Raw genomic sequence first — 11,688 nt, 5'->3', positions numbered from 1 at the left:
CGCCGCCCGCGTGGCACCTGCCCGGGCGGCAAGGAGCGCGCCATGACCAGCCATGCCATCGACTACCGCATCCTCGGCGACTTCATGCAGACCGTGGAGATCGAACTGGACCCCGGGGAGACCGTGATCGCCGAAGCCGGCACGCTGAACTACATGACCGGCGGCATCCGCTTCGCCGTGCGCATGGGCGACGGCTCCGACGGCAGCCTGCTGGGCAAGCTGTGGAGTGCCGGCAAGCGCAAGCTGACCGGCGAATCGGTGTTCATGACCCACTTCACCAACGAAGGCGAGGGCAAGCAGCAGGTGGCCTTCGCCGCACCCTATCCGGGCAGCGTGGTGCCGGTGCAACTGGGCGAGATCGGCGGCCGGCTGATCTGCCAGAAGGACTCCTTCCTCTGCGCGGCCTACGGCACGCGGATCGGCATCGCTTTCACCAAGCGCATGGGCGCCGGCTTCTTCGGGGGAGAGGGTTTCATCCTGCAGAAACTGGAAGGAGACGGCCTGGTTTTCGTGCATGCCGGCGGCACCTTGATCCGCCGCGAGCTGCACAACGAGACGCTGCGCGTCGATACGGGCTGCCTGGTGGCCTTCACCGAGGGCATCGACTACGACGTGCAGCTGGCGGGCGGCCTGCGCAGCATGCTGTTCGGTGGCGAGGGGCTGTTGCTGACCACCCTGAGCGGCAGCGGCACCGTGTGGCTGCAGAGCCTGCCGTTCTCGCGCATGGCCCAGCGCATTTGCGAGGCCACCCAGCATGCTCGGGGCGAGGCGGGGACCGACAACGAATGAAGCGCCTGCGTCTCGCTCTCTTCGCCCTGCTGGCCAGCCTGGCCGGTTGCAGCTCGCTGCTGTTCTATCCCAGCCCGGACGTCGCCATCACCCCGGCGAAAGCCAAGCTGGAATACCGCGACGTCACCATCACCACCGCCGACGGCGAGAAGCTCGCCGGCTGGTGGCTGCCGGCCAAGCCCGGGGTGCCGGTCAAGGGAACGGTGCTGCACCTGCACGGCAACGGCGGCAACATGGCCTGGCACCTGGGCGGCACCTTCTGGCTGCCGGAGCAGGGCTACCAGGTGCTGATGCTCGATTACCGCGGCTATGGCCACTCCACCGGCGCACCGAGCCTGCCTGAGGTCTACAAGGACATCGATGCCGCCTTCGCCTGGCTGGACAAGGCCCCGGAAGCACAGGGCAAGCCGCTGATCCTGCTCGGCCAGAGCCTGGGCGGGGCCATGGGCGTGCACTACCTGGCCGAGCATCCGCAGCGCGTCGCCCAACTCAAGGCGATAGTCCTCGACGGCGTGCCGGCCAGCTACCGCGACGTGGCCCGGTACATGCTCGCCGGCGCCTGGCTGACCTGGCCGCTGCAGGTGCCGCTGTCCTGGGCGGTGCCCGACGGCGACAGCGCGGTCCGCGCCATGCCGCGACTAACTGGCGCACCCGTGCTGTTCTTTCACAGCATCGACGATACCATCGTGCCCCTCGACAACGGCCTGAGCCTGTACAAGGCAGCGCGGCCGCCGAAAGTCTTCCAACTGACCCGTGGCCGCCACGTGGAAACCTTCGGCGAACCGACCTTCCGCGAAGTGATGCTGCGCTTCCTCGACGACCCGCAGCACCTCAGCGGCCTGCGCCGCCTGGCCGAAGTCCCCAATACCGATACGCCGGCGCAGCCGGCCAAGTCCCAGGGCGAAAAATGACTACCAGCACCGACCGCAACATGATCCCGTACATCCTCACCTCGATCGGCACCATCATCGTCAGCGTCGGCGTGCTCTGGGCCTATGGCTACCTGCACTTCGCCAAGGAAGAGGACGCCCTGCTGCTGGCCGACTTCACCATGCTCAAGAGCGTTCCCGGGGAAGACGTGAAGCTGTCGCTGGAGCCGGCCAACCAGGTCGCGCAGTGCATCGACGGCGTGCTGGTGCTGTTCGACATGACCCAGAAAGGCCTCTCCGGCGTGCTGGTGGACAACAAGAAGCACGCGGTGCGCTGCGCCGGCCAGGAAACCCCGCAGCAGGTGCGCTGAAGCCCGAGCCGTCCGGGGGTAGGATGAATACCTCGCGGAGGGCATCGGTATGAACATTCCCGAAATCGAGGTCTGGCAGGGCGACATCACCACGCTGCGGGTCGATGCCATCGTCAACGCGGCGAACAGCTCGCTGCTCGGTGGCGGCGGCGTCGATGGCGCCATCCACCGCGCCGCCGGGCCCGAACTGGTAGCCCATTGCCGCCCGCTGGGCGGCTGCCCGACCGGCGAAGCGCGCATCACCCCCGGCTTCCGCCTGCCGGCTACGCACGTTATCCACACCGTCGGGCCGGTCTGGCGCGGTGGTGACTACGGCGAAGCGGAACTCCTGGCCGCCTGCTACCGCAACAGCCTGGCGTTGGCCGAGCAGCATGGCCTGCGCAGCGTCGCCTTCCCGGCGATCAGTTGCGGCATCTACGGATATCCCCATGATGCGGCGGCGACCATCGCCATCCTCGAGATGCGCCGCCCGCGCGCAGCCGGCAGCAGCCTGGAGCGCCTGCTGCTGGTGCCCTTTGCCCGCGATATGGCCGACCTTTACCGCCGATTGCTGGCGTAGGGCTCAGACACGTCACCCCCGCGAACGCGGGGGCCCAAAAGACGCTATTAGCTGGATTCCCGCGTTCGCGGGAACGACGGAGAGAAGCGGAGTAAGGCGCATAACCGCGAGGCGGTTATGCGCCGAAAGGCGCTCAGACCTTCTGCCGCAACAACCGCAGCCCGTTGAACACCACCAGCAGGCTGGCGCCCATGTCGGCGAACACCGCCATCCACAGGGTGCCCATGCCGGCCAGGGTGAGGACCAGGAAGACCGCTTTGATACCCAGCGCCAGGGCGATGTTCTGCACCAGCACGGCATGGGTGCGGTGCGACAGGCGGATGAACTGCGGCAGCTTGCGCAGGTCGTCGTCCATCAGCGCCACGCCGGCGGTTTCGATGGCCGTGTCGGTGCCGGCCGCGCCCATGGCGAAGCCGATGTCGGCGCGGGCCAGGGCAGGAGCGTCGTTGATGCCGTCGCCGACCATGCCCACGCGAGCACCATCGGCCTGGTGCAGCGTCACTTCGGCCAGCTTGTCCTCCGGCAGCAGGTTGCCGCGCGCCTGGTCGATACCTACCTGGTTGGCGATGGCTGCGGCGGTGTGCGGGTTGTCGCCGGTCAGCATCAGCGTCTTCACGCCCAGGCGATGCAGCTCGCCGATGGCTTCGCGGCTGGTTTCCTTCACCGCATCGGCGACGGCGAACAGCGCCAGCGGGCCTTCGCTGTCGAGCAGGACGATGACGGTCTTGCCTTGCTGTTCGAGGGCGTCGAGGCGGGCTTCCAGCTCCGTCGAGCACAGGCCCAGTTCCTCCACCAGGCGATGGTTGCCCAGGTGGTAGAGGCGGCCGTCGATCTCGCCTTTCACGCCGCGCCCGGCGATGGCTTCCAGGGCGCTCACCGCGTACAACGAGAGGTTGTCGGTTTCGGCCGCACGGGCGACTGCCTGAGAGACCGGGTGGTCGGAGCGCGCCGCCAGGCTGGCAGCCAGCACGCGGCCGCGCTCGGCGTCACCGCGCAGGGCCTGGAAGTCGGTCTGCCGCGGACGACCCTCGGTGAGGGTGCCGGTCTTGTCCAGGGCCAGCCATTGCAGCTTGCGGCCGAGTTCGAGGAAGACCCCGCCCTTGATCAGGATGCCGCTGCGCGCCGCCGCCGACAGGCCGCTGACGATGGTTACCGGCGTGGAAATCACCAGGGCACACGGGCAGGCGATGACCAGCAACACCAGGGCGCGGTAGACCCAGTCGAGCCAGGCGGCGCCGACGGCCAGCGGCGGGATCAGCGCCGTGGCGATGGCGATGAGGATCACCACCGGGGTATAGACGCGGGCGAACTGGTCGACGAAGCGCTGGGTAGGGGCGCGCGAGCCCTGGGCTTCTTCCACCGCATGGATGATCCGCGCCAGGGTGCTGTCGTCGGCGCCGCGCGTGACGCGGTATTCCAGGGCGCCTTCGCCGTTGATGCTGCCGGCGAAGAGGGTGTCGCCGGCCTGTTTTTCCACCGGCAGGCTCTCGCCGGTGATCGGCGCCTGGTTGACGCTGGAGCGGCCTTCGAGCACTTCGCCGTCCAGGGCGATGCGCTCGCCGGGCCGTACGCGAACGCGGACATCGATGGCGACCGACTTCACCGCGACCTCGCGCCATTCGCCGTCTTGCAACACGGTGGCTTGCTCCGGCGCGAGTTGCAGCAGGCCGCGGATGGCGTTGCGCGCACGTTCCAGGGAGCGCGCCTCGATCAGTTCGGCGATGGCGAAGAGCACCGCGACCATCGCCGCTTCCGGCCATTGGCCGATGAGCATGGCGCCGGTGACGGCAATGCTCATCAGGGCGTTGATGTTCAGGTCACGGTTCTTCAGGGCGATCCAGCCCTTGCGATAGGTCGGCAGGCCGGCGCCGAAGATGGCCGCGATGGCCGGCACGGCGACCAGCCAGTGCGGCCCGATGGCGAACCATTCGAGGACTTCCGCCAGCAACGCCAGGGCGCCGGCCAGGGCCAGCGGCCACCAGGGTTTGCGGCGGGTAGCGGCGGGGGAGAGCGGTTGGCCCTCCTGCAGCGCCTCGGCCTCCATGCCCAGCGAGGCGATCAGCTGTTGCAGCGGCTCCAGGCTGTCGAAGCGGTGCTGCACCTTGAGCAGGCGCTGCATCAGGTTGAACTCCAGCTGCTCCACGGCCGGCACCTTGCCGAGCGCATCGCGCAGCAGGCGTTCTTCGGTGGGGCAGTCCATGGCTTCGATGCGCAGGCTGCTCCAGCGCAGTTCGCCGCTGGCCGCGAGCGCGGCAGCGCTCGGCGCGGGCGCCGCGTGGCGGGCGTGTTCATGGTCATGACCGTGGTCATGATCGTGACTGTGAGCGTGTCCATGCTCATGCGTGTGGGCGGGGCGGTGGACGGGCTCGTGGTCGTGCCCGCAGCAGCTGCCGCATCCGCTCTGGCGGCTGTTGGCGTCGGTCATCAGGTCGCTTCCCATTTGACGATGTGCCGGCGATTGCACACCCTGTAGCAACTACAGAGTCAAGCGGCTATCCGCAGGAGTGCCCGATGAAGATCGGTGAACTGGCGAAACTGACCGGCTGCCCGGTGGAGACCATCCGCTATTACGAGCGCGAGGGCCTGCTGCCGGAGCCGGCGCGCACGGGCGGCAATTACCGCCATTACGACAGCAGCCATGTCGATCGGCTGTCGTTCATCCGTCATTGCCGCTCGCTGGACATGACCCAGGAGGAAATCCGCATCCTCCTCGGCCTGCGCGACCGCCCGGAGGCCGACTGCGGCACCGCCAACCAGCTGATCGACGAACACCTGCACCACGTCGAGGTGCGCATCGCCGAACTGCAGTCGCTGCGCCAGCAACTGCAGGACCTGCGCGCCCGCTGCAGCGGCACCGGGAGCAGCGAGGCCTGCGGCATCCTCCGTGAACTGGAGCAGCCCGCCGAGCCTTCGGTCGTTTCGGAGTCCTGCGCCGAGGCCGGGCACCTGCATGTGCCCGGGGTTCACGGCCGACATTGATTGGGCCCCCGCGCCATCCGTTGGACGTCATCCCCGCGGACGCGGGGACCCAGTGAACAGCCGTTTCAGGAATGGCTCGGCTGCTCGTCCCGCTCGGTCAGTTCGTGCAGGTATTTGCGCGATAGCTGCAGGAAGCGCGGCGTCACGCCGACGTCTTCGTAGATCGGGTCGCCCTGCTCATCGGTGGCGACCACCTTGTTGCCCTTCACATAGGGGAAGCTCGCTTCCAGCTCTTCGAGGGCCGAGCCGACCAGCTCGCCAAGCAGTTCCTCGACGCTGCGCTTGGGATACAGGTCGTGCAGCGCGGCCAGGCGCGCGGCGGTTTCCACGTCCAGCGGGATACTGTAGCGGTGGCTGGTGAGGCGCCCCCTGGCGCTTTGTTCCCAATGGCGTACCAGATCGCGGATCTTCATGTTCACCTCGTGGGCCCGCTCGTGGCGGGCGTGGAAGACAGCCCTTCTGGGGCTGCCGGGGAGATCGACCGAATCGTTCGGGATCAGTTTCAGCCTAGCCGTTGTCCGAGGAGGATCGCGGGCGTTCGTCGCACGCTTGTCAGCCGGTGTCGCCAGACGGCACTGTAAGAAGATTCGCTAAAGGAGATCCGCCATGCCGGAGATCGACGCGCGCCTGCGCGAGGACGTGCACCTGCTCGGCGAACTGCTCGGCCAGACCATCCGCCAGCAGTACGGCCAGGCCTTCCTCGACAAGATTGAACTGATCCGCCAGGGCGCCAAGTCGGCGCGGCGAGGCTCGGCGGAGGGCGCGCGGCAGCTCACCGCGACCCTCGACGGCCTCGGCGAAGACGAACTGCTGCCGGTGGCGCGGGCCTTCAACCAGTTCCTCAACCTGGCCAACATCGCCGAGCAGTACCAGCGTATCCGCCGACGCCAGGCGAAAGAGCCGGAGGCCTTCGAGGACCGTGTGCTCGGCGAGCTGCTGGGGCGGCTGCGCAAGTCCGGCATCGAACCGGCGACCCTGGCGACGCAACTGGCGAACCTCGACATCGAGTTGGTGCTGACCGCGCACCCCACCGAAGTGGCGCGGCGCACGCTGATCCAGAAATACGACGCCATCGCCGCGCAACTGGCCGCCCAGGATCACGCCGACCTGCTCCCCGAGGAGCGCCAGCAGGTGCATGCGCGCCTGCGTCGACTGGTCGCCGAGGCCTGGCACACCGAGGAAATCCGTCGCACCCGGCCCACGCCGGTGGACGAGGCCAAGTGGGGCTTCGCGGTGATCGAGCATTCACTGTGGCAGGCCGTGCCGGACTTCCTCCGTCAGGTCGACGAGACCCTCTTCGCTTGCACCGGCCAGCATCTACCGCTCGAAGCCGCGCCGGTGCGTTTCGCTTCCTGGATGGGCGGCGACCGAGACGGCAACCCCAATGTCACTGCAGCTATCACCCGCGAAGTGCTGCTGTTGGCGCGCTGGATGGCCGCCGACCTTTACCTGCGCGATGTGGACAGCCTGGCCGCCGACCTGTCGATGCAGCAGGCGAGCGAGGAGTTGCGCGCCGAAGTGGGGGAGGTCGCCGAACCCTATCGCGCGCTGCTCAAGCAACTGCGCGAGCGCCTGCGTGCGACCCGCGCCTGGGCCGAGCGCGCCCTGACGGTCGACGAGGAGCCACCGGCAGAGGTGCTGCAGGACAACCGCGAACTGCTGGAGCCGTTGCAGCTCTGCCATCGCTCGCTGCACGCCTGCGGCATGGGCGTGATCGCCGACGGTGCGCTGCTCGACAGCCTGCGCCGCGCCGCCACCTTCGGCCTGTTCCTGACCCGCCTGGACATTCGCCAGGACTCCACGCGGCATGCCCGTGCGCTAAGCGAGATCACCGACTACCTCGGCCTGGGACGCTATGAGGAGTGGGACGAGGCGGTGCGCCAGGAATTCCTCCTGGAAGAACTGAACAGCCGCCGACCGCTGCTGCCGGCGGACTACCAGGCCAGCGCGGAAACCGCCGAGGTCCTCGCCACCTGCCGGGTGGCGGCCGCTGCGCCAGAGGCTTCGCTGGGTTCCTACGTCATCTCGATGGCGGGGCATCCTTCCGACGTGCTGGCGGTGCAACTGTTGCTCAAGGAGTGCGGGTTGCGCCGGCCGCTGCGCGTGGTGCCACTCTTCGAAACCCTCGACGACCTGGACAACGCGGGTCCGTGCATCGACCGTCTGCTCGGCCTCGACGCCTACCGCGAAGGCCTGGCCGGACCGCAGGAAGTGATGATCGGTTACTCCGACTCGGCCAAGGACGCCGGCACCCTGGCTGCGGCCTGGGCGCAGTACCGCGCGCAGGAGTCGCTGGTGGAAATCTGTCGTCGCCATGGTGTCGAACTGCTGCTGTTCCATGGCCGCGGTGGCACCGTCGGGCGCGGCGGCGGCCCGGCCCATGCGGCCATCCTGTCGCAGCCGCCGGGCTCGGTTGCCGGGCGTTTCCGCACCACCGAGCAGGGCGAGATGATCCGCTTCAAGTTCGGCCTGCCTGGCATCGCCCGGCAGAACCTCAACCTCTACCTGGCCGCCGTGCTGGAGGCCACGCTGCTGCCGCCACCGGCGCCGGAACCGGCCTGGCGCGAGGAGATTCAGCGCCTGGCCAAGGACTCCCTGGCGGCCTATCGCAAGGTGGTGCGGGAGACCCCGCAGTTCGTCGACTACTTCCGCGAGGCCACGCCGGAGCAGGAGCTCGGCCGCCTGCCGCTGGGCAGCCGTCCGGCCAAGCGTCGCGAAGGCGGCATCGAGAGCCTGCGGGCGATTCCGTGGATCTTCGCCTGGACCCAGACGCGGCTGATGCTGCCGGCCTGGCTGGGCTGGGAAAGCGCGCTGCTCAACGCCATCGAGCGCGGCGAGGGCGGGCTGCTGGAGCGCATGCGCAGCCAGTGGCCGTTCTTCCGCGCGCGCATCGACATGCTGGAGATGGTGCTGGCCAAGGCCGATGGCGAGATCGCCAAACTCTACGACGATCGTCTAGTGCAATCGGAACTGCGACCTTTAGGTACGCATTTACGCGACCTATTGTCGCAGGCGGTGCGCGTGGTGCTTGGACTGACCGGTCAACAACGCCTGCTCGCACAGGCTACCGAGACCCGCGAATCCATTGCCGTGCGCAATATCTACCTGGATCCGCTGCACCTGCTTCAGGCCGAGCTTCTGGCCCGCTCCAGACGCTGTCAGGGCGATGTCTGCGGCGGTCTGGAACAGGCCATGCTGGTGACAGTCGCGGGCATCGCCGCGGGCCTTCGGAACACCGGCTGAAGGCCTGTCGCCACCGCTCTGCGGTGGCTTGTGCGTGTAGGACGCGCTGTGTATCTTGGGCATCCTTTCGGCGCATTCCTGCGCCATTTCAAGCATGTTCAGATTGGCCTCAGCGGCAGATCCGGGATTTCGCTTTCAACAAGACTAAGGAGCATATCGATGCGTGTGATTCTGCTCGGGGCGCCCGGTGCCGGCAAAGGTACTCAGGCCCGTTTCATCACCGAGAAGTTCAGCATTCCGCAGATCTCCACCGGGGACATGCTGCGCGCTGCAGTCAAGGCCGGCACCGAGCTGGGCCTGAAGGCCAAGAGCGTGATGGATGCCGGCGGCCTGGTTTCGGATGACCTGATCATCAACCTGGTCAAGGAGCGCATCGCCCAGTCCGATTGCGCCAACGGCTTCCTGTTCGACGGCTTCCCGCGCACCATTCCGCAGGCCGAGGCCATGAAGGAAGCCGGCGTGAGCATCGACCACGTGGTCGAGATCGCCGTCGACGACGAAGAGATCGTCAGCCGTATCGCTGGCCGTCGCGTGCACGCGGCTTCCGGCCGTGTCTACCACGTCGAGCACAACCCGCCGAAGGTTGCCGGCAAGGACGACGTCACCGGCGAAGACCTGATCCAGCGCGAAGACGACAAGGAAGAAACCGTGCGTCACCGCCTGTCGGTCTACCACACCCAGACCAAGCCGCTGGTCGACTTCTACCAGAAGCTGGCTGCTGCCCAAGGCACCCCGAAATACAGCCGCGTCGAAGGCGTGGGTTCGGTGGAGCAGATCACTTCCAAGGTCCTGGCCGCGCTCAGCTGAGTCGCCGCCGGATCTGCACCAAAGGCCCGCTTGCGGGCCTTTGGCGTTTATAATGCCCGCCCTTTTTCCTCCTGCCGGAAGACCCCGATGCCGACCCTGCTGGCCCTGGATACCTCCACCGAAGCCTGTTCCGTGGCGCTGCTGCACGCCGGCCGGCGTTTCAGCCGCCACGAGGTGATTCCGCGGCTGCACGCCAAGCGCCTGCTGCCGATGGTGCAGGAGCTGCTCGACGAGGCCGGCATTGCCCTGGCCGAGGTCGACGCCATCGCCTTCGGTCGCGGTCCGGGCGCCTTCACCGGCGTGCGCATCGCCATCGGCGTGGTCCAGGGCCTGGCCTTCGCCCTGGACAAGCCGGTGCTGCCGATCTCCGACCTGGCAGTGCTGGCCCAGCGCGCCTACCGCGAACATGGCGTCGGCCAGGTCGCGGCGGCCATCGATGCGCGCATGGACGAGGTCTACTGGGGCTGCTTCCGCCTGGAGCAGGGCGAGATGCGCCTGGCCGGGGCCGAAGCCGTGCTGCCGCCGGAGAAGGTGGCGCTGCCGCGCGACGCCGCTGGCGACTGGTTCGGCGCCGGCACCGGCTGGGGTTATCGCGAGCGCCTGGCAGTGCAGGTGCAGGGCGAGGACGCCAGCCTCCTGCCGCACGCCGACGACCTGCTCGACCTGGCGCTGTTCGCCTGGGAGCGCGGCGATGCGCTGCCGGCCGACCAGGCGCAGCCGGTCTACCTGCGCGACAATGTGGCCACCCCGAAGGCCAGTTGATTCCTGGGTCGACAATAAGGAATTTCCCGCAATTGCCAAGAAAAGGCCTGCTCGCTAGAGTGAAAGCCTTACCCGCTGAGCCCTGAACATGCGTATCGACGGCCTCTCCAGTTACTCCGTAACGCCTGACTCCGGTAGCCGCCCCGGCACCGCGGTCACGCCTTATCGCGATGTGATGCGTGAGGCCGAGGCGCGCCGTGAGCAACCGCAGCCGGTTTCCGCCAGCCAGGGTTTCGAGCAGCAGGCGCAGGCGCGCAAGGTCGAGGCCGGCAACGCCAGCAGCGACAGCCTGCCGGTCAGTTTCGGCGCCAACCTGACCTACCAGATGCCGCTGAACAGCCGCGCCGCCCAGGCGCTGGCCAGCTACAGCAGCACCGCAAGCCTGCCGCTGGCCGCCAACGACGGCCCGGAAGTCCTGGGCATCGACCTCTACGCCTGATCCATGAGCTTGCCGTACTACCTGGGCTGTCCGTCCTGGAACGAGCCGGCCTGGCGCGGCAGTTTCTATCCCGCCGACACCTCGCCGAACGACACCCTGGGCTTCTACTGCCAGGCGTTCAATGCGGTCGAAGGCAACACCACCTTCTACGCCCGGCCAGGCGCCGAGACCCTGGCGCGCTGGGCGCAGACCATGCCCGAAGACTTCCACTTCTGCGCCAAGCTCCCGCGCGACATCAGCCACGAGGGCGACCTGCGCGAGCAGTTCGACGCCACGCAAGCTTTTCTCGACCTGCTGGCGCCCTTGGGGCCGCGCCTGAGCCCGTTGTGGCTGCAACTGCCCGCCAGCTTCGGGCCGACGCGCCTGGGCGAACTGGCGGCCTGGCTGGACCAATTCTCGGGCCGGCGCATCGCCGTCGAGGTGCGCAATGCGGCCTTCTTCGCCAAGGGCGAGGAGGAGAGGGTGCTCAACCGTTTGCTTCACGAGCGTGGCGTCGAGCGCATCTGCCTGGACTCGCGCGCGCTCTTCGCCTGCCAATCGGACGACCCGGCCGTGCGCCACGCGCAATCCAAGAAGCCGCGCGTTCCGGTGCGCCCGGCTGCATTCAGCGACAGCCCGCAAGTGCGTTTCATCGGCGGCCCCGACCTGGACGCCAACCAGGTCTGGCTGCTGCCCTGGGTCGACAAGGTCGCCGCCTGGATCGAGCAGGGCCTGACCCCGCACATCTTCCTGCACACCCCGGACAACCAGCGCGCGGCGGAACAGGCGCAACGCTTCCACCGCCTGCTGGGCGAGCGCCTGCCGGGCCTGCCGCCGCTCGCCGAGCCGAAGCCGGAAGTCGAGCAACTGGGCTTGCTCTAGCTCGCGCGC

The 11,688-nt window shown here is 68.0% G+C and carries 12 protein-coding genes; 10 read left to right on the top strand and 2 right to left on the bottom strand.

All coding sequences use genetic code 11. The features are described from left to right. Positions 1–42: 42 nt before the first annotated feature. From ACA097_RS06760 to ACA097_RS06745, 4 genes are read left to right on the top strand one after another with little or no spacing between them, the layout of a single operon-like run. Complete coding sequence (locus tag ACA097_RS06760; RefSeq protein WP_371369293.1) at positions 43–789, top strand: TIGR00266 family protein; 747 nt, start codon at positions 43–45, stop codon at positions 787–789. Next, positions 786–1,700, top strand: a complete 915-nt coding sequence (locus tag ACA097_RS06755) for an alpha/beta hydrolase (protein WP_371369291.1) — start codon at positions 786–788, stop codon at positions 1,698–1,700. The genes ACA097_RS06760 and ACA097_RS06755 overlap by 4 nt, the downstream gene beginning before the upstream one ends. Then, positions 1,697–2,029, top strand: a complete 333-nt coding sequence (locus tag ACA097_RS06750; protein WP_043249802.1) for a hypothetical protein — start codon at positions 1,697–1,699, stop codon at positions 2,027–2,029. The genes ACA097_RS06755 and ACA097_RS06750 overlap by 4 nt, the downstream gene beginning before the upstream one ends. Before the next feature lie 55 nt (positions 2,030–2,084). Further along, positions 2,085–2,588, top strand: a complete 504-nt coding sequence (locus tag ACA097_RS06745) for an O-acetyl-ADP-ribose deacetylase (protein ID WP_160288883.1) — start codon at positions 2,085–2,087, stop codon at positions 2,586–2,588. 133 nt (positions 2,589–2,721) lie between these two features. Here ACA097_RS06745 and ACA097_RS06740 read toward each other — a convergent pair whose 3' ends face one another. Then, on the bottom strand, positions 2,722–5,013 hold the full coding sequence (locus ACA097_RS06740) for a heavy metal translocating P-type ATPase (protein WP_371369289.1): 2,292 nt from the start codon (positions 5,011–5,013) through the stop codon (positions 2,722–2,724). A gap of 86 nt (positions 5,014–5,099) precedes the next feature. Here ACA097_RS06740 and cadR point away from each other — a divergent pair, with 86 nt between their 5' ends. Further along, entirely contained in the window at positions 5,100–5,567 is a 468-nt protein-coding gene (gene cadR, locus ACA097_RS06735) for a Cd(II)/Pb(II)-responsive transcriptional regulator (RefSeq protein WP_371369287.1), read from the top strand. A 65-nt stretch (positions 5,568–5,632) separates the two neighbouring features. Here cadR and ACA097_RS06730 read toward each other — a convergent pair whose 3' ends face one another. Beyond that, on the bottom strand, positions 5,633–5,980 hold the full coding sequence (locus ACA097_RS06730; protein WP_043249808.1) for a hypothetical protein: 348 nt from the start codon (positions 5,978–5,980) through the stop codon (positions 5,633–5,635). Between the two features lie 193 nt (positions 5,981–6,173). On the opposite strand from ACA097_RS06730, the gene ppc reads away from it, so the two are divergent. From ppc to ACA097_RS06705, 5 genes are all read left to right on the top strand, one after another. Further along, complete coding sequence (ppc, locus tag ACA097_RS06725; protein WP_371369285.1) at positions 6,174–8,810, top strand: phosphoenolpyruvate carboxylase; 2,637 nt, start codon at positions 6,174–6,176, stop codon at positions 8,808–8,810. A 159-nt stretch (positions 8,811–8,969) separates the two neighbouring features. Beyond that, entirely contained in the window at positions 8,970–9,617 is a 648-nt protein-coding gene (gene adk / locus ACA097_RS06720) for an adenylate kinase (protein WP_371369283.1), read from the top strand. Between the two features lie 87 nt (positions 9,618–9,704). Continuing rightward, positions 9,705–10,379, top strand: coding sequence for a tRNA (adenosine(37)-N6)-threonylcarbamoyltransferase complex dimerization subunit type 1 TsaB (gene tsaB, locus ACA097_RS06715; RefSeq protein ID WP_043249814.1), 675 nt, complete (start codon positions 9,705–9,707; stop codon positions 10,377–10,379). Between the two features lie 88 nt (positions 10,380–10,467). Beyond that, the gene (locus ACA097_RS06710) at positions 10,468–10,818 is read left to right on the top strand and encodes a hypothetical protein (RefSeq protein WP_043249816.1); all 351 of its coding nucleotides are present in this window, start codon (positions 10,468–10,470) and stop codon (positions 10,816–10,818) included. 3 nt (positions 10,819–10,821) lie between these two features. Next, a complete protein-coding gene (locus ACA097_RS06705) occupies positions 10,822–11,679 on the top strand; it encodes a DUF72 domain-containing protein (RefSeq protein ID WP_371369280.1) in 858 nt (285 codons plus the stop codon). Positions 11,680–11,688 lie beyond the last annotated feature (9 nt).

The organism is Pseudomonas sp. QL9 (genome assembly GCF_041409665.1).
Classification (GTDB): domain Bacteria; phylum Pseudomonadota; class Gammaproteobacteria; order Pseudomonadales; family Pseudomonadaceae; genus Pseudomonas; species Pseudomonas knackmussii.
This window is presented reverse-complemented; position numbering and strand designations above follow the sequence as displayed.

Excerpts from the sequence above, each read along its gene's own strand:
- ACA097_RS06755 (WP_371369291.1), top strand. The coding sequence starts at position 786 with ATGAAGCGCCTGCGTCTCGCTCTCTTCGCCCTGCTGGCCAGCCTGGCC.
- cadR (WP_371369287.1), top strand. The coding sequence starts at position 5,100 with ATGAAGATCGGTGAACTGGCGAAACTGACCGGCTGCCCGGTGGAGACC.
- ACA097_RS06760 (WP_371369293.1), top strand. The coding sequence starts at position 43 with ATGACCAGCCATGCCATCGACTACCGCATCCTCGGCGACTTCATGCAG.
- tsaB (WP_043249814.1), top strand. The coding sequence starts at position 9,705 with ATGCCGACCCTGCTGGCCCTGGATACCTCCACCGAAGCCTGTTCCGTG.
- ACA097_RS06730 (WP_043249808.1), bottom strand. The coding sequence starts at position 5,980 with ATGAAGATCCGCGATCTGGTACGCCATTGGGAACAAAGCGCCAGGGGG.
- ppc (WP_371369285.1), top strand. The coding sequence starts at position 6,174 with ATGCCGGAGATCGACGCGCGCCTGCGCGAGGACGTGCACCTGCTCGGC.
- adk (WP_371369283.1), top strand. The coding sequence starts at position 8,970 with ATGCGTGTGATTCTGCTCGGGGCGCCCGGTGCCGGCAAAGGTACTCAG.
- ACA097_RS06705 (WP_371369280.1), top strand. The coding sequence starts at position 10,822 with ATGAGCTTGCCGTACTACCTGGGCTGTCCGTCCTGGAACGAGCCGGCC.
- ACA097_RS06710 (WP_043249816.1), top strand. The coding sequence starts at position 10,468 with ATGCGTATCGACGGCCTCTCCAGTTACTCCGTAACGCCTGACTCCGGT.
- ACA097_RS06740 (WP_371369289.1), bottom strand. The coding sequence starts at position 5,013 with ATGACCGACGCCAACAGCCGCCAGAGCGGATGCGGCAGCTGCTGCGGG.
- ACA097_RS06750 (WP_043249802.1), top strand. The coding sequence starts at position 1,697 with ATGACTACCAGCACCGACCGCAACATGATCCCGTACATCCTCACCTCG.